The sequence below is a fragment of the Gardnerella sp. DNF01159 genome (assembly GCF_049244215.1).
GTDB classification, from domain to species: Bacteria; Actinomycetota; Actinomycetes; order Actinomycetales; family Bifidobacteriaceae; genus Bifidobacterium; species Bifidobacterium swidsinskii.
Genome location: NZ_CP058387.1, coordinates 1,479,117 through 1,505,407, shown reverse-complemented (window position 1 = coordinate 1,505,407; position 26,291 = coordinate 1,479,117). Strand labels below are relative to the sequence as shown.

Below are 26,291 nucleotides of genomic sequence, written 5' to 3'. Positions count from 1 at the left end.
ATTAGTTAAGGATTTAATATGACAGAGAATATAGAAAATAAGTTAGATAGCGCGGAGTCTAAGCCAAAAATGCTGTTGACGTTGGATCATATTTCCAAGATTTACGGATCTCTTCGAGCTGTTGACGATTTGTCGCTCACTGTGCCAGAAGGCGAGTGGCTTTCTATTGTTGGCTCCAGTGGTTCTGGCAAAACAACGTTAATGAACATTATTGGCTGCATGGATTCACCATCTAAAGGTTCCGTGTCTTTGCAAGGTCGCAAACTTGAGGATTTGAATGCCGGTCAACTCGCTGACGTTCGTAAAAACGTAATCGGTTTAGTTTTTCAAAAGTTTTATCTTGTTCCGCATTTAACAGCTGTTGAAAATGTGATGGTTGCGCAATACTATCATTCTGTTGTTGACGAAGCTCAAGCAATGGACGCTTTGGATCGCGTGGGCTTGAAGGATCGCGCTCACCATCTGCCAAGCCAGCTTTCTGGCGGCGAGCAGCAGCGTGTTTGCGTTGCTCGTGCACTTATCAACTGCCCTAAGTTGCTTCTTGCGGATGAGCCGACTGGTAATTTGGATGAAAAAAATGAGCAGATTGTGCTCGACTTGTTTAAGCAGCTGCACAATCAAGGTACGACGATTATTGTTGTAACTCACGATTCTTTGGTTGCTCAATGTGCAGATCGAGAAATTATGCTCAACCACGGTGTGCTTGTTGGTGAGCGTTGGAATAACGAGGATGCTCGCAAAGCGTATGAGGCGATTGGTGGCAAGCCTGCGTTTACGAGTGCTCACCTTGATGAAAGTGTTGTGGAAGCTTTGCAAGACCATGAGCCTACTAAGTCGCCTAAATTAGCGAATTTAGATGATTAGTTGCGTGGGTTTTAAAATATACAAGATTTGAAGGCGATGATTTTATGGTTTCAGATAATATGTTTCACGATGTTTCACGCGACGATTTGAAATCCAAAAAAGTTGCAAAAACTGTTGCTACGCTTGCAATTGTAGCTGCATCGTCTGCTATGTTGTCTGCTTGCGGTGAGCCGAGTGCTGTACCAATGAACGATGAGTTCGCTGGTAATTCTGGTCAAAGCGCGGATGATGGCGGTAATCCTTCTGGAAAGTACGATGCTGGTGCTCAGCAATCTAAATCTTCTGCGCAAAGTGAGGATTCTCAGAACCAGCAGAATCAGCCTAAAACAGACACTGGCAATTACAAAGATGGCGACTATAAAGTCAAAGCTACGTATGGTCCGGTTGCAGAAGACAGTTTCGATGTGCGCTTAAGCGTTGCAAATGGGAATGTTAGCGATGTGCAAATGACGCCTCATCCGTTTACGCCGATTTCAAGAGGCCATATGGATGCATTCTCAAAGGCTATTCCAGGAAAAATCGTTGGAAAGCCGTTGAAAGATTTGCATATTTCAGTTGTTGCTGGAGCAAGTTGGACTAGCGATGCCTTCAACAAAGCACTTGACGTTGCTCGCCAAGAGGCTTCAATCGCATCCGCAAAATAATCTACAACCACCTTAATCTTTGACTTCAAGAATAGTGCCTTCGTCGCGAATCATTGTTGCTGCCATGGCTCCGGTTGCTGCCATAAATGGAATAATAGCATCACTGTATTCGTCCATGAACTGTGCAAAATCATGATTCCAAGAAATAATTGCAACATACAAAAGAAGGAACTCAACTGCTGTAAATAATGCCCACTTAAGAATCCAAATAAGCGTTTTTTTAATAACTTTTATAGAGTTCTTGCTCATGAGTTGCCTTCTTTCCAATTTGCTGTTTTGTTTGTGAGCATTGTAGCTAATTCATGTACATTGCTTCTCGTTCGTATGTATTTTGTATTTCTAGTATAAATATTGCAATTCTTTGCAGCAATATGATGTACTCAAAACTTAATACTCAACGTAATGGTAGATTGCCAATAAGTCTTAAATCTTTACAAATCGCTTTCATCAATAGGGTGACCTTGTGGACGCTTTATTACTCGCCACAAAATCACCAATGTTAAGACGCCATTTGCAATTCCGTAGTAATAAATCCAAGGAACGTGAATAAGCCCACAAATAAAGCATGAAATAATATTTGTTAAATTATTTAGATAATTGCTAAGTATTTGCTTATTTTGTGATTCGACTTTTTTGCGTTTTTGCTCAAGAGTTGTTATGTAATCTTTGTTGTTTCCTATATTCTCAACATCACTACTTATGCTGTTAGCGCCTGCGCCGTTAAGATTAGATATATTATTTTCTATATACGCATTTTTTGCTTTAATAACGCTTTTGCGCAAGAAAAAATATGCATAAGAATACAATGCAACAGAAAGAAGTCCTAAAACAAGCCACAAAACGAAAAAGCCAAAGCTACGCATAAAAGCAGCTGTTGAGGCAAGTGCCATCGCAGCTACTTCTGCGGAGTGCAATACTACTAATCGTTTTGTCATATAATCCTGCTGCAATCATTATTGAAACTGCATTTTCAAACGCAACTAAAAGTCACATATTGTTACTTATTATAAGCACATATGATTTACGCGCAGTACTTGTAATCATTTTTTACTACACGATTTGCCCTACTTTGCGCATGCTTATAAAGTAGAATATAAGGAAAGTAGCATAAGATTGCAAGAAAGCCATTATGCAAAAAACGTATGCAATAGTAGATAACGACCCGCTAGTTTTAGCGGTTATGCGAAACGTGCTCAGCAAGCTTTTGCCAAGCGAGTACGTGTGCAAATGGTGCGTAAAATCAGGCGTGCAAGCTTTGAAATATTGCCAAGTAACAAAAACTACTCCGGATTATATTCTGATAGATATGTCAATGAAAGACATGTCTGGAGTAGAGGTAATACGCGCAATTCGTGAACAAAACAGCAATATTGTTTTAATTGGCATGACTTCGTACGATTGTAGATCCTACGCTTCGATGGTTGCGCAAGTTGGTGGGCAGGCAATGGTTGCTAAAGACAATTTCAAAGGGTTAGCAGAAGCTTTGCAATATTGCGATAATCAGAAGGTGTATGGCTGCCGATGTGTTAAAGATGTTGCTTACGATTTTGCTACTCCGCAAGAATCTTTTATTAGGCTTTCTAAATCAAGGTCGCGTAGCGTTTTGCCGCCTCAAGAACTAAAAATCATGGATCTGCTCTCTAAAGGTTGCACAACAAATCAGGTTGCGGCTCAACTTGGTCTTATGCCAAACACTATTAACACGCATATTCATAGGATTTACAAAAAATTGCATGTTTCTAACCGAGTGCAAGCAATGTCCGCGTTTGCTGCAATGCAAAATCGTGAGCAAACTAGCAATCTGCAATATTTTAATAATTCGCCGCAGAGTCATCCGAATCCTTCTCAAGAAACGGATAACGCATGTTAATGAAAACATTTTCGCGCGTTATTGAGTTGGTTAAAAGCTGGAAAATTCAGCGAACTTTATTCATAATATTGGCGATTCTTGTAGTGTCAATGGATGTGCAATCGTGCAATACAGCTGGGCTGTGGCATAACCCGCAGCAATCTGCGTGTCAATACGTTTGGATGTTTGCAATATTTCTTTTGATTGCTTTTCCGCGTCAAGTATCACTCGTAACTCCGATTTTGTATTGCGTAACGTTAGCAGTACCAGGTGTAAATGCAACTTGCGTGCTTTTTGCGCTGATTGCTAGCATGTTTGTTGCAGGCTTTTATGATTCGTGGAAGTATTTGCTTTGTGCGTACATAGTTTCGCTGAATATTATGTACTTTGCAAAAATTGCGTACATTTCGCTTACTTTTCCTTGTTTTATTCTTATTTCCATGATTTGTGGTTACGTTTTGCGCAAATATTTGAACATGTTGGAAGAAAATAATCGCGCAAAAATGGATATTGTACGGAGTAAGTTCCAGTCTTATATTGCGTCGGTTGCGTTGCAATTGCATGACGATGTGAACAATGAGATTACGGATATTACACTGCTTGCAACGGATGCTTTATATGCTAAGAACAATGAACATACAAAAGAATCGTTAGAGCAGATTATTGAACATTCGCGTAATGCACTTTCCAAAGCGAGACTTGTTATCAGCCTGCTTGAGCAAACTGAACAAAAGTATGATGATTCTTTAGATTCAAATATTGCTAGTACGCAGTTTGTTTATAGTTCTAATAGCAATGATTGCATGAATTTGGCTGATTTCTTATGCAATATTCGTGCGCGTTTACAGGCTGAACGGCAAATTTGTGAGCAGCTTGGGTACTATGGTTCTCTAACAGTGGTTGATAAAAGTTCGGGGAGTGGTGATTTTGCTGCATCTGCAACTGTTAGTACTGAAAAAGCTCAATGTGCTATTCGCATGTGCAGTGAGTTGCTTACTAATATTCGTAAGCATTGCAGTACTAGCGTTGACTTTTCTATGAACGTTACTGTTGATGAGCGAGAATGCAAAATAATGTGTATGAATTCGTTGTCGAATAAGTTTGGTGGAAGACTTGTTTTTGGCAAAGGACTACTATTCCACAAAAAATCCGTGGAACGTTTAGGTGGATCTTTAAACGCGCAAAAAGATGATGATGCATGGTTGGTCAATGTTGTTATTCCGCTAAACTAGTATCAATCAGACTCTCGCTTTATCGTGGTTAATTTACGCTACCTGTCCTCTTCAAGACCAGCAGTGAATTTTTCTGCTAAGATGTGAAAGCCTTCTAAATATTCTTCATAACCATCGGCAATAATCGCATCGTCATGAACTACAAACTTATTATTTTCTAACACTACATACTTGGTAAAGAATTGCTCAAGCTCTGTAGCCAATTTATCAAAATCTTCTTCAGAAAGATTATCGTCATCGTTACTAATATTTGCTGCAGCAGATGGATTCCAATTTTTTACTCCAAAATCTTGACTCATGACATTCCTTCTTCTTAATGTAATCTATGAATATTGCATATTAGCATCTTAGACAGCAACCGAAAAGTTACTGATAAATAAAAACAACCAAATAGGATTAAAATCTACCGTAATATAACTTAGAAAATATGAAATAGAAGATTAGCGAAGTGCTGTGTGCATTTCGCTAATCGTCATGAAATAAATTGTTCAATAACGATTATCAGGTATAAAGGCACGTGCAAAAGCAACAATAAGTGTAAAAACAAATGTTTCAATCCACCTATTTGGAGATGAAATGTAAGCAATTGTATTGCCACTAAATATTGCAAAAATTCCAAGCAAGCCAATAAATGTTAACGGCATATAAGTAGCTTCTCGTTTGATAAGTCGCTTAAAATAAGCCAAGATTTGCTTTTTCATAATGATTTACCTACCACTGGTTGCGACACATTGTCACTGTTGTAACTATTGCAGCTACTGTCTTTGCTAAGCACTTCACCGCATAACTCCTTTATTTAAAACGCTATTTTGCTGCGCAAATAAATTGTGCAATGGCTCTCAGTGTAATAAAAAATACTGTCATGTAATCAGCTGTAACTATTTTTAGCGACACAGTAAAATTGGCAATACTTGTAATTGTTATTTTTGGCTCAGTAGAAATTTTATGCTGCAAAAATCAACCCAAACACATACGTTATAGTGGCAGAAATTGCAAAATTAGCAAAAACTGTCACGATAACTGATATGATTGTTTACTTATATTGCAAAACTGTATCCTACAGGATAAAATACTTTTATGGAGATACTTAAAACAGATGAGTATCGCAATTGGATGAAAAACTTCGCGATACTCAATCTAAAGCTCGAATTAACGCGAGACTGAGATTATGCGAAATTGCAGGTAAGCCAGTAGGTGATTTACATCCAGTTTGCAATGGTATTAGTGAACTGCGTTTCACTTTTGGACCAGGGTATCGTGTGTATTTTGCACAAAAAGGCTTAAAACTAATGCTATTACTTGCTGGTGGAGATAAAAGTAGTCAAAGTAAAGATATTAAGCAAGCGAAGATACTTCTCGCACAATTAATTGAGGAGAAAAAATGGTAAATATAAGTAAATGGGATGCGAGTGAGTATCTTGAGGACGATGATGATGTTATTGCGTATCTCAATGCTGCAGCAGAACTTAACGATCCTCGCTTGTTGCAAGCTGCTATAGGCGATATTGCAAAAGCTCGAGGCATGAAAGAGATTGCTCAAAAAGCTGAGGTTGGAAGGGAAAGCCTTTACAAAAGCCTAAGACGAGATGGCAATCCTAGCTTTCAAACTATTGCGAAAGTTGTTCGAGCGTTAGGTGGACGCATTGCAATAGAACCAGCAAATGCGTGACATACCAAGTTATCGTGGCAGTTTTGCTAATTTTGCAATTTTTGCCACGATAACTCGTATAGCATAGCGACTGTGCAATTAAAGTTATGCGATACAGTCGCGTAATCAGTTAAAAAATATTGCCTGTTCATCAACGATATTGATGAACAGGCAATATTTTCAAGACAACAAAATTTGGAAACTAATCTAAGTTATATTGCTAAATCGTTTACTATTTTGCTACGTCAAGAACTACTAAACGTTGTCCGCCATAAGTTCTGGCATCGAGACAAGTTTGAATAAAGTAAGCAGATTTAGGGAATTGCTCAACGTACTCTTTGAATACTTTTAGCAACTTATCCGAGCTTCCGCCACCCTCAAAGTCTTTATAATCCGCCACTTTGTAATCTTTGCCGTTTAATTTAACTGGCATGCCTTTTTGGAGTTTCTTTAATAAGATGCCTGAACTGTTCAAACGGTCTACAACCATATAATGGCCAGTGTTAACCTGGAACCAGTCGTCTTGAAGAGTCCAGTGATAGAAAGCATCTTTAACGTAAGCCAACTGATCAGGATAAGCGTCCCAAATAACGCGTTTAGTTTCACCTAGGGCTTCCAAAGTCCCTTCTTGTCCCTTTACAAAAGCTTCGGCGATTTTCTCTTTTGAGGCTTTTTTGATTGGTTTTGAATGTTTTTTGGTAGAATGACGGCTTATTTTTGTTGGTACTGGTTTGTTTGCTTCGGAGTTACCGCAGGCTGCTAGCCCCACTAGCGAGCTGAAGAGCACTACAACACAAAGTAATTTTTTATAAGTCATTTTCCCCATAAATGGATTTCTTTCTTCTTGTAGATGCGTCTAACGGATGTTAGTCATCTTTATAAACTTGAACTCCAACTTTAGTGCCTGCTCAGTTCAGTTCAAAAATCTTGGTTTGAACGTGAGTAGGAAGTGATAATCGCTGCCGATTTTTGCATAAACGAATCAACAAGACCAGTTCCTTTTCACATAGTGTACCATAAAGGCTGAGTGACCTGTGTTGCTTTCTGACTTTTTAGCTTTTTATATAGACTCTATTTAGCTGCAATAATTAACCTAACTAAATTAAAATTGGTTAACTAATTAAATTAATTAGTTAACCAATCAGTTAGTTATTCAGTTATTCAGCAAATCAGTTAGTAAATCAACTATTTGATTAGAAATCCCAATCATCGTCGTCGGTTTCAACTGACTTTCCCATAATGTAGCTGGAACCAGAGCCGGAGAAGAAGTCGTGATTTTCGTCGGCTGCAGGAGAAAGAGCAGCGAGAATTTCTGGGCTTACGTGAGTTTCTTCTTCGCTGTACTTAGCAGGGTAGCCAAGGTTCATTAAAGCTTTGTTAGCGTTGTAACGCACGAAGTCAAAAACGTCATCGTGGAAGTCAAATCCTTCATAAATCTGACCAGAATACTCAACTTCCAGATCATACAAAGTGTCGAGCAAGTTCATAGTGAACTTTTCAAGATTCTTCTTATCGTTCTCGCTTCTAAGCTCCAAACCGCGCTGGAACTTGTAGCCCGAATAATAGCCGTGAATTGCCTTATCGCGCAAAATCAAGCGAATCATATCGGCAGTGTTCATCATCTTGCCGCGAGAAGCAAAGTAAAGCGGAAGATAGAATCCCGCGTAAAGAAGCAACGAAGAAAGCATAGTTGCAGCAATCTTGCGCTTAAGCGGATCTTCGCTCTCATACTCGCAAAGCACAGTGGTGACGCGCTGCTGCAAAACGTCGTTGCCAACAGCCCAACGATAAGCTTCGTCAATCTCTTCGCTAGAGCAAAGAGTAGAGAAAATAGAGGAGTAGGAGCGAGCGTGAATCGACTGCATAAAAGCAATATTCGTGTAAATAGCCTGCTCGTGCTCCGTGCGAGCGTGCTCAATCTGGCAAAGCTCGCCAATAGTTGCCTGGCTGGTATCAAGCAAAGTCAAGCCTGTAAAAACGCGAGTAGTGGTCTTGCGCTCAAGATCGGTGAGGGAACGCCAAGAAGGAATATCGTTGCTCAGCGGAACCTTTTCTGGAAGCCAGAAGTTAGCAATAAGGCGATTCCAAACGTCCAAATCCTTGTCGTCAACAATATTATTCCAATTAACTGGGCGTACGCGCGATCCGTGATGGTAGCGGTACTGAGATGGTGTGATAGAAGCTGCCATCATAGCGTCATCTGCGATTACGCGATTTGTGCCGAAAGGCTTATCGAGGCTACTTCTAAGCTCGGTTGGGCTGAGTTCTGTCATTATTACTCCTGATTCTGTGTTTACGTTTTATAAAATTTTTAAGTTTTTGATTTGGCGTGCGAAAAATTCACAGCGTTACGACTTACAGCGTGCAGCTTACGCAACCTTCGATTTCCGTACCTTCCAAAGCCTTCTGGCGAATACGAATGTAGTAAAGAGTCTTAATGCCCTTACGCCATGCGTAAATCTGAGCCTTGTTCAAATCGCGAGTAGTCGTAGTGTCTGGGAAGAACAAAGTAAGCGACAATCCTTGATCCACATGCTGAGTTGCTTCGGCATAAGTGTCAATAATTGCCTTCCAGCCAATCTCATAGGCGTCCTTAAAGTACTGCATATTGTCGTTCGTCATGTATGCAGCAGGGTAGTAGACGCGTCCAACCTTGCCTTCTTTGCGAATCTCAATGCGAGAAGCAATCGGGTGGATTGAACTTGTGGAATGGTTGATGTACGAGATTGAGCCAGTTGGAGGAACAGCTTGCAAATACTCGTTGTAAATGCCATCGCTCAAAATCTCGTCGCGCAACTGCTCCCAATCGCTGACGGTTGGAATCGCAACGTTAAAACGGGCAAACAAATCGCGAACTTTTTGAGTTTTAGGCTCAAGCGAGCGGCTGCCATCTGTGTACTTATCGAAGTAGTTGCCTTTTCCTGCAGGCTTAGCGTAAGCGCTCGTCTTAAAGTTTGCAAAAGCGTGGCCGCGCTCTACAGCCAAAGCGTGAGAAGCCTTATAAGCGTGGTAAGCAACCGTCATAAAGTACATGTCTGTAAAGTCAAGAGCTTCCTCGCTTCCGTACTGCATGTGTTCACGCGCAAGGAAACCGTGCAAATTCATTTGACCCAAGCCAATAGCGTGACCTTCCGCGTTACCGCGACGAATCGAAGGCACAGAATCAATAGAAGTATGCTCCGAAACAGAAGTGAGCGCACGCACAGCCAAATCAACGCTTGTGCCCAAGTCGCCATCCATTGTCTTAGCAATATTAAGAGAGCCAAGATTGCAAGAAATATCGCGACCGACGTGGCTATAAGACAAGTCGGCGTTATAAGTGCTTGCTTCCTGAGTTTGCAAAATCTCTGAGCACAAGTTGCTCATAGTAATGCGACCCTCAATAGGATTCGTGCGATTCACAGTATCCTCAAACAAAATGTAAGGATAGCCAGACTCGAACTGAATTTCTGCAATCGTCATAAAGAATTCGCGAGCGTCGATGTACTTCTTGTGAATACGAGGATTTGCAACCATCTCATCGTAATGCTCGGTAACAGAAATATCTGCAAAAGGCTTGCCATATTCGCGCTCAACATCGTAAGGACTAAACAAAGCCATCTTTTCCTTACGCTTAGCAAGCTCGAAAGTAATATCTGGAATCACAACACCCAAAGAAAGCGACTTAATGCGAATCTTCTCGTCTGCGTTCTCGCGCTTAGTATCGAGGAAACGCATAATATCTGGGTGATGCGCGCTAATATACACTGCACCTGCACCCTGTCGAGCGCCAAGCTGATTAGCGTAAGAGAATGAATCTTCCAAAAGCTTCATAACAGGCACAACGCCACTCGACTGATTCTCGATTCGCTTAATAGGAGCGCCAAGTTCGCGCAAATTCGTAAGAAGCAGAGCCACGCCGCCGCCGCGCTTAGAAAGCTGCAAAGCAGAATTAATTCCGCGCGCAATAGACTCCATGTTATCTTCCAAACGCACGAGGAAGCAGCTCACAGCTTCGCCGCGCTGAGCTTTACCAAGATTCAAGAACGTTGGGGTGGCTGGCTGGAAGCGGCCTGCAAGCATTTCGTCTAAGTAGTTGGTCGCTGCTTTTTCGTCACCATCTGCAAGTTCCAATGCAACAGCAGCTGCGCGCTGAGCGAAGTTTTCCAAATACTGCTTGCCGTCGAAAGTCTTCAAAGCGTAAGAAGTGTAGAACTTAAAAGCACCCAAGAATGTGCCAAAAGTGTGGTGTGCGGCTTCCGCATGCTCGTAGAATTTATCGAGAAATTCATCGCTGTATTTGTTGAATACGTTACCGTTGTAGTAATAGTTGTCAATCAAATAGTTCAAGCGCTCGCGAGTTGAAGCAAACTTCATGCTATGTTCTTGCACGTAACCCGAAACGTAAAGCTTTTCTGCTTCTTGATCTTTATCAAACTGAATGCCTTTTTCTGGGTCAAAAAGACCGAGCATAGCGTTAAGAACGTGGTAGTCGCGGCTGTTGCGGATGCGCTCTGCTGTTGTACTGGCAGTTGCGCTTGCAGAATCAGTGTGATCAAGATTAAGCGAAGTAGATTCGCTCATCGGATCCGTGCTATTCATGGGGTTTGTTCCTTTCTTCATGCGTTATTTTTGCTTTTTTAAACGCTTTTTGTTTTGTTTCTTTTACTTATTTCGTTTGTTTTGTTTATTTTGTTTCTTCTGTTTCTTTGAGTTGTTTTAAAAATCTCGGTATGCCCTGCGCTACTTTTTCTATATCTTCTGCAGTTCCCGTAAGTTCAAACGAGTACATATTTGGGATTCCACACTTTCCTGCAATTTGATCACCTGCAGCGCAATATGCTTCTCCAAAATTCGTATTTCCGGAAGAAATTACTCCGCGAATAAACGAACGATTTTCGCGATTATTTAAGAATTTGCGAACTTGCATCGGTATTGCTTTCGCAATATTTCCACCGCCGTAAGTTGGAACAATCAAAACATACGGTTCGCGCACGTTTAATTCCGGTTCTTTAGGACGAAGCGGTATGCGATATACGTTCACGTTATTGCTTGGAAAATCGCAATTTTGCACAAATCTTAACGTATTTTCGGAAACTGAGGAAAAGTAGACTACAGCTCCGATTGATTCACCTTGTGCGCTAGATTCTGGTTCGCTTTGTTGTGTTATATTTTCTTGCTCACACATTTCTTATGCTTCTTTTGCTGCCTCTGCGGAAGTTCCAAGTTTATCCGCAATTTGCGCAATTAAATCTGGACGGTACCCACTCCAGGATGCGTCGGGAGCAATGACTACTGGAGCTTGACGGTATCCTGCATTTTTTAACTGTTCGAGTGATTCGGGGCTTTTTGACAAGTCTACAGTTTCGAAGTTCACGCCAAGTTTTGTGAACTGTCGCTTAGTTGCATCACACTGTGGGCAATGAGGTTTAGTAAACACTGTGATAGTCATTTCAATCTCCTCTGGTGATGGGGAATTTTGCAATTCCGTGTTGTATCGACAAAAGCCAAGTAGTTAGCTTACTCTGAATAAGCACTATTTATAGTGGTGTGTCGACTGTGTAAACACTATATATAGTTATTATTAAAATAGCTAAAAATAGCGTGTTTGTAAGCGTGTCGTGTTTTATGAAGTAAATATGAGCTTAGTTTTAACGATTAAAAATGTAATTTATTTCACAAAATTTATATTTAAAACTACTTAACTTGCACATTGTTAAGCCTTGTGCATATCCGCCTATAAAATTATTAAGTGCGTTTCTTGAAGGGGCGTAACGCAAAATAAAAAATTGTGTATTTTGTAGATAATGCAGATTGCTTGGGTGCGCAAAGCATGCGTGCAAATAACAAAACAAGTACAAGATAAGAGGTGTCATTATGACTCAAGCTCAGGCAAATATTGGTGTTGTTGGTTTGGCTGCCATGGGTTCGAATTTAGCGCGTAATCTTGCGCATCATGGAAATACAGTAGCTGTTTACAATCGTCATTATTCGCGCACTGAAACTTTAATGAATGAGCATGGCAGTGAAGGTGCTTTTGTGCCTTCAAAAACTGTTGAAGAATTTGTGGCTTCTCTCAAGCGTCCGCGCACCGCAATCATTATGGTAAAAGCTGGTGCTCCTACGGATGCTGTTATTGAAGAACTTGCAAATGCTATGGAGCCTGGAGATATTATCGTCGACGGCGGAAACTCTTATTTTGAAGATACGATTCGCAGAGAGCGTGACATTCGCGCGCGTGGTCTTCATTACGTTGGTTGCGGTGTTTCTGGTGGCGAAGAAGGTGCTTTGCGAGGTCCTTCGATGATGCCTGGTGGCACTGAGGAATCTTGGAAGACTCTTGGTCCTATTTTGAAGTCTATTGCTGCTGTTGCTGAAGGTGAGCCTTGCGTAACGCATATTGGTACCGATGGTGCTGGTCACTTTGTGAAGATGGTTCACAATGGCATCGAGTACTCGGATATGCAGCTTATTGCCGAAAGCTACGATTTAATGCTTCGCGGTTTGGGTATGAAGTCCGACGAAATCGCGGATGTGTTTAGCGAGTGGAATAAGGGCGAGCTTGATTCTTATTTGATTGAGATTACTGCGGATGTGCTTCGCCAGAAGGATGCTAAGACTGGTAAGCCTTTGGTTGAGATGATGGTGGATCATGCTGGCATGAAGGGCACTGGTACTTGGACTGTACAATCTGCGCTTTCGCTTGGCATACCAGTTACGGGTATCGCTGAAGCCGTGTTTGCTCGCGGACTTTCCAGTCAGGTTGCTTTGCGAGAAGCTGCCGAAAGTCAAGGTTTGACTGGTCCGGATGTGCATTTTGATTTGAATGATGCTGAGCGTAAGGCGTTTATTGAGGATATTCGTCAAGCTTTGTACGCTTCTAAGATTGTTTCTTATGCTCAGGGCTTCGATGAGATTGCGGCTGCTGCAATTGAGCATGATTGGAAGATTGATCAGGCTGCAGTTGCTCGCATTTGGCGAGGCGGCTGCATTATTCGCGCTCAGTTCTTGAACCGCGTTTCCGAGGCTTTTGAGTCCGGTGAAGCAAGCGTTTCTTTGCTTTTTGCACCGTACTTTAAGGCTGCTATTGAGAAGTCTCAGGCTGCTTGGCGTCGTGTTATTGCGCGTGCGGTGGAGCATGGTGTGCCTGTGCCAGCATTCTCTAGCTTGCTTGCATACTACGATGGTTTGCGTTCTAAGCGTTTGCCGGCTTCGCTTATTCAGGCTCAGCGTGATTTCTTCGGTGCTCATACTTACGGTCGTATTGACGAGCCAGGCGTATTCCACACTTTGTGGGCAGATCCTAATCGCCCAGAAGTAAAGCAAGATTAGTGCATGTAAAAGTGTATATATAAAATTTAAAATGTCAATTATGTAAAAAGCGTCACATGCGTTGTTATTCTGCATGCGACGCTTTCTTTTTACAATACAGAAGCCATGTAGTACGGTAGGTAAAGCAGTTTGCCTTCGCGCTTAATTTCTCCGTGGTGAAGCACGATTCCTTCGCTGCTGGTTTTACTAAAAGCTTCCATAAAGTTTGTAATTGACTTTACATTTTTACTGCTGCCAGATTTTACTTCTATCGGAATAATCTTGTTATTTTTTCTTAAGAGAAAATCTATTTCCATTACTGTCTTTTTGGTATTGGTATTTGTTTTTTTGTAAAAATACGCGTTGTGTCCATTTGCTTTTAGGCACTGTGAGACAATATTTTCTATTATCATTCCTTCATTAATGTGTAATTTGTCTAGCAGAATTGCCTTATAAAGTTCGTTTTCTAGGTAAGGCTTATCTTTGTATGCTAACGAAGTTAAGAGTCCTGTATCCATCATGTAGCATTTGAAAGAAGGATTGATAGTAGATAGATTCAAAGCTACACTCGGATCTTCAACGCTGTTTGCAATGTTTACTATCATCGCTTCTTCAAGCCAGCGTATTGGATCCCTATACTCTTTAATGCGCGCGTTGGAATCTACGTGAGATAGCATGTAACGTTTGTCATGTTTGGAAAGCTCTGCTGGAATTCTATCGAAAAAATTAGTTACGTAACTAGGGTTTTCTTCTTCCTGGTCTTGCATATCTTGCTTATAAAGATTGATTATTTGTTGTTTAGCAAAGTCAACCTTCGCAAAATCTTTTGTATCAACATATGCTTGAACAGCTTGTGGCATTCCTCCAACCAACATGTACTCTCTAAAAGACTTCATTATGCTCTGGTGCATACTGCCCATAGGTTTAAGTGATTCAAAGTGATCTTTAATAGTAGGGAAAATCATGTTGTTATTGTTCGCTAATAAATACTCTTCATAGTCAAGTGGAAGTACTTCTAGCGTGTACTCTTCTGAGGGTATGAGAATATCCTTGCTTTTCTTTGTAATAGAAGCAAGTGAGCCTGTTTCAATGTAATCATAGCGAGCGTCTTCAAGCAGAGTTTTTATTGCTTGCCGAGCTTGCGGAAATAGTTGTATTTCGTCAAGTATTATAAGAGATTCTCGCTTATAAAGTCTGGTATTATAAGCTAACTGTATTGTGTTAAATAGAGTATCTAAATCTCTTAGACTGTTTATAAAAAGTTGCTTAATGTCTTCTTCGGTTTGATCGAAACGAATAAGAATATAAGACTTATACTCTTCTTTGCCAAGTTTTTCAGCTAATGTTGTTTTGCCAACTCGTCTTGCTCCTTTAAGAAAAAGCGCATAATTTGGCGCATATTCATGCTTCCATTTCAGCATTTCTTTGTATATTTTTCTATCAAACATGCGATTTTTGTGCTCTTTCTTTTATTACAAATTTGTGCTTGATTTGTTCAAGTGTTGCCGAGTGCGGTTTTCCTTGTAATTTCAACGGTTTTATAAAGATTTTCCCAAATGCGACATATTTTGTCAAGCAGATTTTCCCAAATGCGCCATGTTTTTAGGGGTCGATTTTCCCAAATGCGCCATGTTTTGAACACGCTATTTTCGCATTTGCGCCAATTTGTGTAGCGCATTTAATCTTTGACTTGCTGAATATTATGCATATTGCTAGAAAACTATGCAGTTATTCAATAGCAGCTTGCAAAGTTTCTGCGGTGGTTAGCCAAGAGATTTCGTCTGTTCCGTTTGCAAAAGACGCAGGATATTCAGGATTATTAGCTCCCGAAAGTGAATTCATTAAAGCAGCGCCCTTTTCTGCTCCGGCAGTCAAAAACCAAGTGCAGTGACTGTGAGCTAATACAGGAACAGTAAGAGTTAAGCGCATAGGCGGCAACTTAGGGGAGTGATTTACTCCAACAACAATGCGATCGCGATTATTAACCTGCGGTAATCCTGGGAAAAGTGAAGCCATATGCGCATCCGGCCCCATACCGAGAATTGCTAAATCAAACACTGGCTCTTTGCCAAGTATGCTCACAATTTCTTCCTCATAGTCGCGCGCTGCAGCATCTAAAATAGCGTCATTTTCAGCGTCGCTGGCTGCTGCAATTTCCTCCGCATTACGCTCATCTGCAGGCATTTCGTGAATATGAGATTCTGCCAAAGCTTTGTTAGAAGTAAGTAAGTTAAGAAACATTTCGCGAGCCTTGCGTGCATTGCGATCCTCGCTATCATAAGCTACGAAACGCTCATCTGCCCACCAAATATGCACTAAATTCCAATTAATTGCTGGTAAAAGTGGATTGCTAGCAAGCATTTGGAACATGCGTATTGAATCTGTGCCACCAGTAAGAAGTAAATGGAATGGTTTATTGAGATTTTGCACATCATTCTGTGATTCCATAATAAGAGTCACCAAGCGTTGGGCTGCAACAGCTGCAAGCACATCGCGATTATCGTATCCGTAAATACTTGCGTTATGCGCAAAAGTAACTTCATTATTTGTCATAGTTGTTCCTTTTATGCCATTGAAAATGTTTCACGAATTGTTTCACGTAATGATTCACGCATTTTCTGCAGGATTATCTCGCACCAACTGCGCGTAAATTTCGTCAGGATCAATGCGTCGCAATTCTTCGCTTAAGCAATCATCCAGAGTGCGAATAGGAAGCGCAATAGGTTGTGCAGCCTGTCCAGGCAGACTAATCAAAGCTTGATCTCCGCCAGCAGGGCGAGTGAGTGACAATGTGCCATCCTCGCGTTCTAAAGTTACGGAAGTAATAGCTTGAGCTTCAGGATTTTCAACTATTTCTACAGGAACATGCAAGCTACTCTTAAGCCAAGCTGCCAGTAAGTGCAAAGATACGTAATGAGTAGGACCCACAATCTTCGCGCTAAGAATAGGCAAATGTGGAGGTTGATCGAGCATAGAAGCAAGTAACGCGCGCCAAGGAGTTAAACGCGTCCAAGACAAATCTGCATCTTGCGGAGACCAGTTTTTGCGCAAGTTTTGCACAGTTTTAAGAGTATCGTCTGCTCGCTGTGCGTCAGTAATTCTGCTACTTGCCATAGCTCCAAGCAAATCGTGAGCAGGATCTTCAGGAGCGTTTGTTGGCCACCATGCAACAATCGGCGCATCTGGCACGAGTAGTGGAATAACAAGCGTATCCGGATGACGAACTAAACCGTTGTGCGGATACAAAATAATAATTTCACCAGCTCCAGCATCTGCGCCAAAACGCACTTGAGCATCAAGATTTGGCACAACTTCACCGCGCTCAGCAGCGTGTTCGCTAGACCAATCTCGAACCATTGCAATAACTCGGCAAGGATGCTCGCGACTAGCTGCGTTTGCTGCATCAAGTGCATGCTCTAATTCTTTAAGAGTTGTATCAATAAGCAAAGTGAGCACTCGACCAGTAGCGGATTCGCCGCGCTCTTCGTGCAATTCGTCGATTTTTGCTGCAATTTTGCTTGTATTGGTATCAGGAAGGTTGATAATCATGGCAATCTCCAATGGCGATTATCTCGAGCAAGCATAGCATCAGCTTCTGCTGGACCCCACGTTCCAGCGCGATACGGTTGCGGTTGTGTGCCAAGCGAACTCCAGAATTCCTCAATAGGGTCAAGAATTTTCCAACTTAAATCTACTTCTTGCGTAGTTGGGAATAGCGGTGGTTCGCCAAGAAGTACGTCAAGAATTAATCGCTCGTAAGCTTCAGGGGAACTTTCAGTAAAAGAGCGTCCGTAACTAAAGTCCATAGAAACGTCTCGAACTTCCATAGCTGTGCCGCCAGGAACTTTTGCGCCGAAACGCATAGTAACGCCCTCATCCGGCTGAACTCGAATCACAATAGCGTTACTGCCAAGTTCGCGCACAGCAGTAGACTCAAACGGCAAATGCGGAGCGCGCTTAAAAATAACAGCAATTTCCGTAACGCGCTTGCCTAAACGTTTTCCGGTTCGCAAGTAGAACGGAACTCCAGCCCAACGGCGAGTATCAACGTCAAGTCGCACTGCAGCGTACGTTTCAGTAGTGCTTTGAGGATCAATGCCTTGTTCTTCCAAGTATCCAACAGCTTTGTAAGAGCCCTGCCATCCTGCTGCATACTGTCCTCGAGCAGTGTTGGCAGCCAAGTCTTGAGGTAGTCGGATTGCAGATAATACTTTTGTTTTTTCAGCAGTCAAATCGCTAGCGCGGAAGCTTACAGGCTCTTCCATAGCAGTAAGAGCCATAAGTTGAAGCAAATGGTTCTGAATCACGTCACGAGCAGCACCGATTCCGTCGTAGTATCCGGCTCTTCCGCCAATGCCAATATCTTCAGCCATCGTAATTTGCACGTGATCGACGTAATTTGCGTTCCAGATCGGCTCGTACATTGCGTTAGCAAAGCGGAAAGCCAGCAAGTTTTGCACAGTTTCCTTGCCTAAATAATGGTCAATTCGGAATACAGAATTAGGATCAAAAACTTCAGAAACGACGCGATCCAATTCTCGTGCGCTTGCTAAATCGTGGCCAAAAGGTTTTTCAATAATTACGCGTCGCCAAGCATGCTCAGAAGAGTGCGAAAGACCTGATGCTGCAAGCTGTTGGGCAACAACTGGGAAGCTGGAAGGCGGAATAGACATGTAAAAAGCGTGATTTCCGCGAGTACCTCTGTCTCGATCAAGTTCGTTCACTGTTTTGCTTAAACGCTCAAACGCGGACGCATCGTCAAAGGTGCCGCGTACGAAACGTATGCCTTTAGCGAGATTAATCCAAGTTGACTCACGAAATGGCGTTCTGCAATGCTGCTCAATATTTTCGCGCACAAAGTTTACGAAATGTTCATCCGTCCAATCGCGTCTCGCAAAACCAGTTAAACCAAATCCTGGAGGCAAAAGCCCGCGATTAGCTAAATCATATACTGCTGGCATAAGTTTTTTGCGTGCTAAATCGCCAGTAATGCCAAAAATTACTAGGCTGCACGGACCCGCAATGCGAGCTAAACGCAAATCACGCGGATCGCGCAAAGGATTCGTCCAAGTAGATACGCTTTCCCCAGCGTCTTGCGAATCACGTAGTGTCCTCAACTCAGTCATAGATACTATCGTAATATTTCGTAGCTATTTTCACCACGCAAAACGCAATTTATTATGCTTAATAACAGTATTAAAAAGTTTTAGCGCGTTATAACTCTAATTTTCAGCCGCCGCATACAGCTAAACGAATCATCTTCGCGTATTGTGGACCGCCGATTGGAGTTAAGTGAACTCCATCGTCAGTCAAATATTCCGAGTGACCATTACTCAAACCATGCCAGTCTATAATGCCAACATTATGATGAGTTGCTGCGAACTTGCGTAAGCTATCGTTCGTTGCATCCTGCCAAGGTTGCGGAACTCGTGTGGTAACGAAATAAACAGGTCTACCTTTTGCGACATCAACCATGTGTTGAAGCACGCTATCGTCATGAGGAGGACCGTTGGTTCCAAGAGCGAAAATCACCACATCTCCAGCGTGTTTTACCGAAATATCTTTCTCGTATTCATCAGCTCCGTGGAAAATTTGTCTACTCACTTTTCCATCTATATAAGCGTTAGGCATAACTTGCATCAAATATGGTTTAGCGCCTTCAGTAATAGAATCTCCAACCATAGTTAAGTTTACGGAACAAGTATTGCGTCGTTTGTCGATCCGCGTATGAGTAGTAACAAGATTTCGTGGAACTTTTTCCGCAATAGGGAAGAGAATGCGATACTTCGATGGTGTAGGTGGAAGAGACTGTTTTACTACATTCTTTTGCACACCTTTTGGAACTGCTTTTTCTTTTGTTTCTTGCTTAGAATTAGTTTTGTCAAAAGCAGTAGGTTTTTTATTTGACGATGAAGATTGCTCTACTTGTGCTGTCAATTCTGGGCGAAGCTGCATTGACCTATGCTTAGCTATATCTTGCCAATTTACTGGCAAGATAATTAACGACACAATAATTATGCAGCACAAAGTTAGTGAGACAGAGCGAATAAGCTTAAATAATTGTTGATCTTGTATTGGCTTTTCAAATAATTGATACAAGCATTCTGCAAGTGCAACTATTACTAGTGCTTGCAAGACTTGCTCTCCTGTAGATACAGCAGTTGTTCTATTTGCTGGGTTGAATAATTCAAGAACAGGGAAGTGAACTAAATAAATTGCAAAAGAGCGTCTGCCGATATAAGCGAGCGGAGCCCATGCAAATATTCTCGAGCAAATATTATCAGTTTGCGTGCACGACCACAGTATTAGTGTGCAAGCGGCTGCTGTTATTGTGTATCCGCCAAAAACAAATACTGAAGATGTGCCTTCTGCATACACGAAGCAGTAGCACAACACAATTGTTGCCAACAGTCCAATGCAAGATCTCTGCCATGCATGGAGTGGATTATAAAAAACAGTTTTTGGCTTATTGAATGCGTTATTTGGAAGTTCTTGTATATCTGGAGCTACGCTATTATCTGATAAATCAATTTGTAATCCTTCGCGCAAGTCAGCAGGTATTCCATCTTCAGCAAATACTTTTTCGTTATTTGCGTAGGCTTTATCTGATTTTTTCGTTAGTGCTGAATTATCTACACTACTATCTGCATTACTATCTAACTTAACTGATGAAGCTAAGCTGACCGATATGTTCTTTTTGCCCATCAGCAAATGTAATGCATGAATAAGCCACGCGTGGAATGAATGTTTGGCAAACCAAGCACCGTACATTGCTAGCATTGCACCCATTAAGAATTCTGATGCTCTCGTATCTAGAGAATAGTAGACGCGAGCTGGAGTTGTGTAATTGTTAAATAAGTAGGCAAAAGTAAAAGTAAGAATAGAAGAAAGTATGGCTAAGCCTGCTGTGATATACATGCGTATTAGCTTGCTACGCACGAATTTAATAAGTGCAGCAAGGATAATAGGCCATATAACAAAAGCCTGCATTAAAAGTCCGAGATACCAAAGATGTTTGATAGGAGAAGGTAGTCCGGACTGTTCAAAATATGAAAGCTTACGAGCAACATACATTATATTGCTAAAGAATCCGGAGCCTGAAAGAGCATCCGCTTGTAACTTTGGTAGTAGACTTGGCGAAAAAAGCCACATAATTGGTGCTGTTATAGCGATAATTCCAAGTGTTGGCGGCCAAATTCTTTTTACGCGCTTTAGTAAATACTCCCAGTAATGCCTGATTCCTTGAGTATTTTTATTATTATCTTCGATATTTTTTGCATTTTTTGCGTTTTCATCTGCGTTTAAATAGCGCAGAACTGATCTCGTGCAAAAATATCCTGCCAATACCAAAAACAGTGTTACTCCAAGGAATCCTCCCATAAGAAGGCTTGGACGCATATGAAAGCATACAATACCAATAATTGCTAGAGCTCTTAAACCGTCTATTGCTTTATTTCGCTTCGAAACAGTATTTGTAGGTAAAGTAGATGATTGTTTATTTTCAGCTTTTGCGCTATTAATAGTTTTTTCTACGGTATTATTTGCGTTTGCTGAAAGATTAGTTGAGGTCGTTTTACTAGCATTTTTTTCTGCAGGAACCTTCTTTGTTTTGAAGGATTGACCTGCTTGTGAAGCAGTGGAAGTGTTCACGCATCTTTTTTTTGTCATCTTGCCTACGCTTCGGTAACCATACTGGTATGTATGCAACATATCGTGTGTAAAACGTAGCAATAGTAACTGTGTATTGAGACACTTTTATAGCTTAAAGCGTGTCTTGTTGCTATGCCTAGGATGTGCTAGAAATATGTGATTTTATGCTACTTCTGTAAGTGATACAAAACGTTTATTATTTAACGAAATTTGTTAACAAAATTTTGTTTTATATGCTCTATTGCTGTCGTTCGTCGGTGCGCGCTAAAGTGAGATAGAACAGTTATATGAATTGTTATTAAAGTTATCAAAGGAGCCAATATGGCAGAAACTTTTAACGTTGTGGTAGAGATTCCACGCGGTTCTAAGAACAAGTATGAAGTGGATCACGAAACTGGTCGCGTATTCTTGGATCGCACCCTTTTCACAGCTATGGGTTATCCAGATGATTACGGTTATATTGATGGCACTTTGGGCGAAGATGGCGATCCACTCGACGCTCTTGTTATGATTCCAAATTCTGTGTTCCCAGGATGCGTTGTTGAGTGCCGCGCTGTTGGCTTGTATCACATGGTTGACGAAGCCGGTGGAGACGACAAGGTTTTGTGTGTTCCAGCGGACGTTCGTTTCGACGACATCAAGGATATCGATGACGTGAATGAGTATCACAAGGCTGAAATCAAGCACTTCTTCGAGCAGTACAAGGCTTTGGAACCAGGTAAGGAAGTTCTTCCTGGTGACTTCTGGGCTGGCGTTGAGCAGGCTGAGAAGGAGATCGTTGCAGCTCGCAAGCGCTTGGAAGAAAGCGAAAAATAAGTTTCGCTTTTAATGAGTAAAACAATAAAAATTAAAAGTTAATAAATAAAACGTCGAATACACATACTGTGTTTTCGACGTTTTTATGTAAGTGCGTGCTGCTTTCAGAAGTAAATTAAAACGTAACGTTGCATACGCTTTTAATAATTTTAAGCAGCTACTAGCATTCCAAGGCCTGCAATATACACGAGTATCCCTGAAAGCATTATTGGCAATATAGAAATAGCGATATCGTGTGAAACTATTCCAGTTTCGTATTCTTCATAATTGTTGCGAACCCATAAATATGAAAGTCCTGATAGCGCGATTAGCATAAATATGCACAGTACTATAACGAGTATTCCACCGTCTAAATTGCGAAGCGATGGCATAAAGCTAATAATTGACGGCAAAAATAGCCAACCCGGAAGTGCTGCACAAGCAATACTTGCAGTAAGCGTGTGCGAAAGATTTCGTACTAAATTTGTGCGATTCTCGCGCAGCATTTGCCTCAAGAATGTTACAAATGTTGCTGCTACAAGAATTAGAGCAAAAGATACAGCCCAGCGTTCGTAAGGGTGAATTGCAGCAATGAACTTACTCATTGACACAGTTTCGTTATCAATAATGACGCTTTTTGGTAGCCATCCCTTTAATACTCCGGTTGCAAACCATGTAGAAGCAATTCCTGCGCATAATGCAATAGCTCGGTCAATTACATTTCCGTGCAGTGGCCACAACGCTATAAATGTAAGCATTATGATAAGGCATAATATAAGTGTTATTTTTGCTGTTGCGATTGGCAATATTGCTGCAATTGCGAGAAGTACTACAACAAAAATTTGGCTTACAAACATCGCTAATGCGTTCATGCTAGGTATACGGGTATGTTTTTGAACATTTACGCAAGAATTATCATTTTTCTGCATCTTGTCATTGCAGATACGTGTTTCATTGCTCATACACACTCCCTAGTGCCGTAATTTTATATTTATAAAGCGTAATATGTCCGTAAAACATTAACAAATTACTTTGTTTATTTACTAATGTAGCCTATAACCTGCACTGCGCTTTATTGTGTTGATATTTTTTATCTTTGGAAAATGCAAGTGTTGCGCTTATCGCTATTTTTCGCAGTATGGTTTACAATTCCTGTAAAGGCTGAATTTGCTACTACATCAATTGTTTGTTGGAGGCATCATATGACTGATATCACATTGATGACTTCGTGTGCTTCTCCCTCTTCAGTTTTACCTTCACTTACTTTGTTATCTCATAAAGTGCGTTTACTTTCTTTGGATACGTCAAGTTTGGCAAAACTGCCCGCACAAACCATTCTTTTGCTTGATGCGCGTGAGGATTTAGCTCTCGCTAAATCAATGTGTTCTTCTCTGCGTGTTGCAAATATTACGGTTCCTGTCATATTAGTTATAACTGAGGGTGGTTTTACTGTAGTAAATCCTTCGTGGAACATTTCTGATGTTGTGCTGACTAATGCTTCTCCTGCAGAAGTAGAAGGTCGTTTGCGTTTGGCTTCTTTGCAACACGGATCTTCTGATGATTTATTTGTGCATTCGCAAGGCTCTGAAATTGATGATTCTTTCAATTCAGACAATGGAACTATGCGTTCTGGAGATCTCGTTGTAGATATGCGTAGCTACACAGTGAGTTTGCATGGTCATCCTGTTGATTTAGCTTATAAAGAATTTGAATTGCTGAAATACTTTGTGCAGCATCCGCGCAGGGTGTTTACTCGCACTCATTTGTTGCAAGAAGTATGGGGCTACGACTACTACGGTGGCACTCGTACTGTAGATGTCCATATTCGTAGGCTCCGTGCAAAACTTGGTGTTGAATATGAACATTTGATTGGCACAGTGCGTAATGTTGGCTATCGCTTCGATCCTTCGGAATCAGATGAGAATAGCGAGATTTCCGAAAGCAGCATTGAAGATGATTCTGAAAATGATGCAGATAAGCAGTCTGCGCAATAATGATTTATCAAAGTTCTAATATGCGAGAATCAAAACAAGCGAAATTAGCTCGTATTTATGCAGAGTACGATTTATTGTGCAAAGAAATACCGGAACCTAAGTGTGCATTAAATTTCAAAAATCCATTTGAGCTACTAATTGCTACTGTATTAAGCGCGCAAACTACAGATAAGCGTGTGAATATCGTGACGCCTGAACTCTTTTCTATTTTCCCCAACGCGAGTTCTTTAGCTGCTGCTCCTGTATCTCAAGTTGAGTCAATTATTTACCCTCTCGGATTTTATAGAGTAAAAGCACAGAACATTATTTCATTATCTGCATGTTTGCTTAATAATTTTTCTGGTGTAGTGCCATCAAATATGGAAGCTTTAATATCGTTGCCAGGTGTTGGTCGTAAAACTGCCAATGTCGTTCTTGGCAACGCATTTGGATTACCGGGGTTTCCTGTAGATACTCACGTAATACGTGTTACAGGTCGTCTTGGTTGGCGTAAGGTTCAGAATCGTCCAAATCCTGTTGCTATTGAGCGCGAAATAACTGCTTATTTTGCTCCTAAAGAGTGGACTAATCTCTCTCATAGACTTATTTTGCATGGCAGAAAAATTTGCACTGCTCGGAATCCAAAATGTGTTTCATGCCCTTTAAATACAACATGTCCGTCGGCAATTATTTAAAGCGTGTTGTTCCCAATTCAGATATTGATATAGACTGTAGGTTATGTCAAGAACAGGCAAATATGCGTGTCACGCTTCCAGGTCATATCATACTCGTACTAGTGCAGACTGGATACCATGGGTTGTGTTTGTGGTTGTGTCTGTAATAATGAGCGGCATTTTGTGGTGTGGATGGCAAATGTACCAGGGTCATTCGCCTTTTGCTGCAATAATGCATCCAGCTAGTAACTCAGTGCTAAAAGTTGGTCTACGTACTGCTCCTGAATCTCTTGATATTAGAAACGACGACAGTGACGCTTTACAGCAAGCTTTAATTGGTAATGTTTACGAAACTCTTGTTAAACGTGGCGATGATAATAGTTTGCAACCAGGTCTCGCGAAGTCATGGGATATTTCGAAAGACGGCTTAACATATCGTTTTAATTTGCGTCAAGGTGTGCATTTCTCTAACGGTAGTGAGATGACTTCAAATTCCGTATTACAATCTTTGAAACAAGGCATCACAAATAATTATCCTGGTTATAGTGCACTTACAAATATTAAAACTGTTAATAATCCGGATGATTACACTTTAGTAATTACACTTAATAATCCAGATGCTTTACTTCTACGTCGTCTTGCTGGACGTGTTGGCATTGTCTATGACACAAAATCGATGATCGACTATGCAAGTGCTGCTCTTGGCACAGGTCCTTTCACTGTAAGTGACTACAATAAAGGCAATTCTTTAGTATTACTTCGCAACGATAAATATTGGGGAACCCCTGCTTCTTGTGCAAGTATTACTTTGCAATATTTCAATAGCGATACTGCTCTAGCTGAGGCAATGGAAAAGGGCAATATTCAAATGGCAGTTCCGCTTGAAGGTAACGAAAATAAGCGTCTTGCTGCTGTTGCTAATACGCAAATGGTAGAGGGTCAGAGCACAAGAGTGCGATTTATTGCAATAAATACAACAGTTTCGTCGATTTTCTGCGATGAGCAGGCTCGTAAAGCTGCGAGATACGCTTTGAATGCGCAAACTGTACTTGCAGCTGATGGCAATGGTGGTGTTCCAGTAGGAGGACCTATTGATCCTCTTTCAACTGGTTATGAAGATTTAAATGGATTGTATCCTTATAATCCAGGCAAAGCTGCTCCTTTGTTCCATTACTTTAGCGCAAGCTATTTAGGAACTATTAATTTTCTTGTTCCACAGGGCGAAAGTGGAGTTGGGGGCGAGCTTTCAAAACAGATTAGTTCCGTGAGCGGTTTTAAGGTCAATCTTGAAGAAGTTGATCAACAAACTATGCGTAAGCGTATTAGTGAAGGTAAGTATGATCTTGCGCTTACTACGAGCAATCGTACTTTAGATGAAGGCATGTTTGCAGAAAGCGGTTCTCCGTTCGTTTTGCAAGACGCGCGTGCTCAACAAGCTTGGACCGATGCGGTTCATTCTAAGAATGCAAACGAATATGAGGCAAATGCTCGTGCATATGCGCGCGAAGTAAGCAATAATGCTGCAGCTCACTGGTTATATGCTCGAAAGAGCATTATGGCTGTAAAGTCTAATGTAAGCGGCTATACGAAAAATATGACGGATCAGCTTCTGCCATTGCAGAGCATAGTGGTGAAATAGAAAAGCGTAAGATTTGCGTTGTCGCGCTGAGTT

Annotated in this window: 26 protein-coding genes; 11 read left to right on the top strand and 15 right to left on the bottom strand. The window is 41.2% G+C overall.

What is annotated here, in order from left to right; translation table 11 throughout:
- The first annotated feature begins 18 nt into the window (after positions 1–18).
- Together HXT39_RS06090 and HXT39_RS06085 are read left to right on the top strand one after the other, a co-directional pair.
- Positions 19–864 (top strand): ABC transporter ATP-binding protein, encoded by an 846-nt coding sequence (locus HXT39_RS06090; protein ID WP_103013772.1) that lies wholly within the window; start codon positions 19–21, stop codon positions 862–864.
- A gap of 44 nt (positions 865–908) precedes the next feature.
- Positions 909–1,508 carry an FMN-binding protein gene (locus HXT39_RS06085; RefSeq protein WP_103013773.1) on the top strand — a complete coding sequence of 200 codons (600 nt, stop codon included), beginning with the start codon at positions 909–911 and terminating at the stop codon, positions 1,506–1,508.
- A 12-nt stretch (positions 1,509–1,520) separates the two neighbouring features.
- On the opposite strand, the gene HXT39_RS06080 is transcribed toward HXT39_RS06085, so the two are convergent.
- On the bottom strand, positions 1,521–1,757 hold the full coding sequence (locus HXT39_RS06080; protein WP_162861111.1) for a hypothetical protein: 237 nt from the start codon (positions 1,755–1,757) through the stop codon (positions 1,521–1,523).
- Positions 1,758–1,939: 182 nt separating this feature from the next.
- A complete protein-coding gene (locus HXT39_RS06075) occupies positions 1,940–2,443 on the bottom strand; it encodes a hypothetical protein (RefSeq protein ID WP_103013775.1) in 504 nt (167 codons plus the stop codon).
- Between the two features lie 194 nt (positions 2,444–2,637).
- Here HXT39_RS06075 and HXT39_RS06070 point away from each other — a divergent pair, with 194 nt between their 5' ends.
- Together HXT39_RS06070 and HXT39_RS06065 are read left to right on the top strand one after the other, a co-directional pair.
- Positions 2,638–3,378: a response regulator transcription factor gene (locus HXT39_RS06070; protein WP_103013776.1), complete on the top strand. Its 741-nt coding sequence runs from the start codon at positions 2,638–2,640 to the stop codon at positions 3,376–3,378.
- Positions 3,372–4,589, top strand: a complete 1,218-nt coding sequence (locus HXT39_RS06065) for a histidine kinase dimerization/phosphoacceptor domain-containing protein (protein ID WP_012913775.1) — start codon at positions 3,372–3,374, stop codon at positions 4,587–4,589. The genes HXT39_RS06070 and HXT39_RS06065 overlap by 7 nt, the downstream gene beginning before the upstream one ends.
- 38 nt (positions 4,590–4,627) lie before the next feature.
- Here the strand turns inward: HXT39_RS06065 and HXT39_RS06060 are convergent, their stop codons facing one another.
- Entirely contained in the window at positions 4,628–4,888 is a 261-nt protein-coding gene (locus tag HXT39_RS06060) for a hypothetical protein (protein WP_004109882.1), read from the bottom strand.
- Between the two features lie 189 nt (positions 4,889–5,077).
- Positions 5,078–5,290: a hypothetical protein gene (locus HXT39_RS06055; protein WP_004109881.1), complete on the bottom strand. Its 213-nt coding sequence runs from the start codon at positions 5,288–5,290 to the stop codon at positions 5,078–5,080.
- Positions 5,291–5,698: 408 nt separating this feature from the next.
- Between HXT39_RS06055 and HXT39_RS06050 the strand changes: the two genes are divergently transcribed.
- Both HXT39_RS06050 and HXT39_RS06045 read left to right on the top strand, forming a co-directional pair.
- Positions 5,699–5,977, top strand: a complete 279-nt coding sequence (locus tag HXT39_RS06050; RefSeq protein WP_004109878.1) for a type II toxin-antitoxin system RelE/ParE family toxin — start codon at positions 5,699–5,701, stop codon at positions 5,975–5,977.
- On the top strand, positions 5,971–6,258 hold the full coding sequence (locus HXT39_RS06045; protein ID WP_012913778.1) for an addiction module antidote protein: 288 nt from the start codon (positions 5,971–5,973) through the stop codon (positions 6,256–6,258). Before HXT39_RS06050 ends, HXT39_RS06045 begins: the two co-directional genes overlap by 7 nt.
- Before the next feature lie 211 nt (positions 6,259–6,469).
- Here the strand turns inward: HXT39_RS06045 and HXT39_RS06040 are convergent, their stop codons facing one another.
- From HXT39_RS06040 to nrdH, 5 genes are all read right to left on the bottom strand, one after another.
- Positions 6,470–7,063 (bottom strand): hypothetical protein, encoded by a 594-nt coding sequence (locus tag HXT39_RS06040; protein WP_004109871.1) that lies wholly within the window; start codon positions 7,061–7,063, stop codon positions 6,470–6,472.
- A 367-nt stretch (positions 7,064–7,430) separates the two neighbouring features.
- Positions 7,431–8,510, bottom strand: a complete 1,080-nt coding sequence (nrdF, locus tag HXT39_RS06035) for a class 1b ribonucleoside-diphosphate reductase subunit beta (RefSeq protein WP_012913780.1) — start codon at positions 8,508–8,510, stop codon at positions 7,431–7,433.
- An 82-nt stretch (positions 8,511–8,592) separates the two neighbouring features.
- The gene (gene nrdE / locus HXT39_RS06030; protein WP_103013777.1) at positions 8,593–10,818 is read right to left on the bottom strand and encodes a class 1b ribonucleoside-diphosphate reductase subunit alpha; all 2,226 of its coding nucleotides are present in this window, start codon (positions 10,816–10,818) and stop codon (positions 8,593–8,595) included.
- Positions 10,819–10,903: 85 nt separating this feature from the next.
- Positions 10,904–11,404 carry a class Ib ribonucleoside-diphosphate reductase assembly flavoprotein NrdI gene (nrdI, locus tag HXT39_RS06025; RefSeq protein WP_004109846.1) on the bottom strand — a complete coding sequence of 167 codons (501 nt, stop codon included), beginning with the start codon at positions 11,402–11,404 and terminating at the stop codon, positions 10,904–10,906.
- A 3-nt stretch (positions 11,405–11,407) separates the two neighbouring features.
- Positions 11,408–11,668 (bottom strand): glutaredoxin-like protein NrdH, encoded by a 261-nt coding sequence (nrdH, locus tag HXT39_RS06020; RefSeq protein ID WP_012913782.1) that lies wholly within the window; start codon positions 11,666–11,668, stop codon positions 11,408–11,410.
- Between the two features lie 425 nt (positions 11,669–12,093).
- On the opposite strand from nrdH, the gene gndA reads away from it, so the two are divergent.
- Positions 12,094–13,548, top strand: coding sequence for an NADP-dependent phosphogluconate dehydrogenase (gene gndA, locus HXT39_RS06015; protein ID WP_004109841.1), 1,455 nt, complete (start codon positions 12,094–12,096; stop codon positions 13,546–13,548).
- Between the two features lie 89 nt (positions 13,549–13,637).
- On the opposite strand, the gene HXT39_RS06010 is transcribed toward gndA, so the two are convergent.
- From HXT39_RS06010 to HXT39_RS05990, 5 genes are all read right to left on the bottom strand, one after another.
- Complete coding sequence (locus tag HXT39_RS06010) at positions 13,638–14,975, bottom strand: ATP-binding protein (RefSeq protein ID WP_004109838.1); 1,338 nt, start codon at positions 14,973–14,975, stop codon at positions 13,638–13,640.
- Between the two features lie 280 nt (positions 14,976–15,255).
- Complete coding sequence (gene pgl / locus HXT39_RS06005; protein WP_004109833.1) at positions 15,256–16,080, bottom strand: 6-phosphogluconolactonase; 825 nt, start codon at positions 16,078–16,080, stop codon at positions 15,256–15,258.
- Between the two features lie 54 nt (positions 16,081–16,134).
- Complete coding sequence (locus HXT39_RS06000) at positions 16,135–17,076, bottom strand: glucose-6-phosphate dehydrogenase assembly protein OpcA (protein WP_004109831.1); 942 nt, start codon at positions 17,074–17,076, stop codon at positions 16,135–16,137.
- Positions 17,073–18,653 (bottom strand): glucose-6-phosphate dehydrogenase, encoded by a 1,581-nt coding sequence (zwf, locus tag HXT39_RS05995; protein WP_012913784.1) that lies wholly within the window; start codon positions 18,651–18,653, stop codon positions 17,073–17,075. Before zwf ends, HXT39_RS06000 begins: the two co-directional genes overlap by 4 nt.
- Before the next feature lie 103 nt (positions 18,654–18,756).
- Positions 18,757–21,195 (bottom strand): acyltransferase family protein, encoded by a 2,439-nt coding sequence (locus HXT39_RS05990; RefSeq protein WP_076002596.1) that lies wholly within the window; start codon positions 21,193–21,195, stop codon positions 18,757–18,759.
- A gap of 303 nt (positions 21,196–21,498) precedes the next feature.
- Between HXT39_RS05990 and HXT39_RS05985 the strand changes: the two genes are divergently transcribed.
- The gene (locus HXT39_RS05985; RefSeq protein WP_004105658.1) at positions 21,499–21,993 is read left to right on the top strand and encodes an inorganic diphosphatase; all 495 of its coding nucleotides are present in this window, start codon (positions 21,499–21,501) and stop codon (positions 21,991–21,993) included.
- A gap of 149 nt (positions 21,994–22,142) precedes the next feature.
- Here the strand turns inward: HXT39_RS05985 and HXT39_RS05980 are convergent, their stop codons facing one another.
- Positions 22,143–22,934 carry a hypothetical protein gene (locus HXT39_RS05980; RefSeq protein WP_004109821.1) on the bottom strand — a complete coding sequence of 264 codons (792 nt, stop codon included), beginning with the start codon at positions 22,932–22,934 and terminating at the stop codon, positions 22,143–22,145.
- A gap of 240 nt (positions 22,935–23,174) precedes the next feature.
- Between HXT39_RS05980 and HXT39_RS05975 the strand changes: the two genes are divergently transcribed.
- The 3 genes from HXT39_RS05975 to HXT39_RS05965 all read left to right on the top strand — a co-directional run bounded on the left by HXT39_RS05975 (position 23,175) and on the right by HXT39_RS05965 (position 26,258).
- A complete protein-coding gene (locus HXT39_RS05975) occupies positions 23,175–23,966 on the top strand; it encodes a response regulator transcription factor (RefSeq protein ID WP_033888627.1) in 792 nt (263 codons plus the stop codon).
- Entirely contained in the window at positions 23,966–24,640 is a 675-nt protein-coding gene (gene nth / locus HXT39_RS05970; protein WP_102703324.1) for an endonuclease III, read from the top strand. The genes HXT39_RS05975 and nth overlap by 1 nt, the downstream gene beginning before the upstream one ends.
- Positions 24,641–24,770: 130 nt before the next feature.
- Positions 24,771–26,258, top strand: a complete 1,488-nt coding sequence (locus tag HXT39_RS05965; RefSeq protein WP_103013778.1) for an ABC transporter substrate-binding protein — start codon at positions 24,771–24,773, stop codon at positions 26,256–26,258.
- The last annotated feature ends 33 nt before the right edge of the window (positions 26,259–26,291 follow it).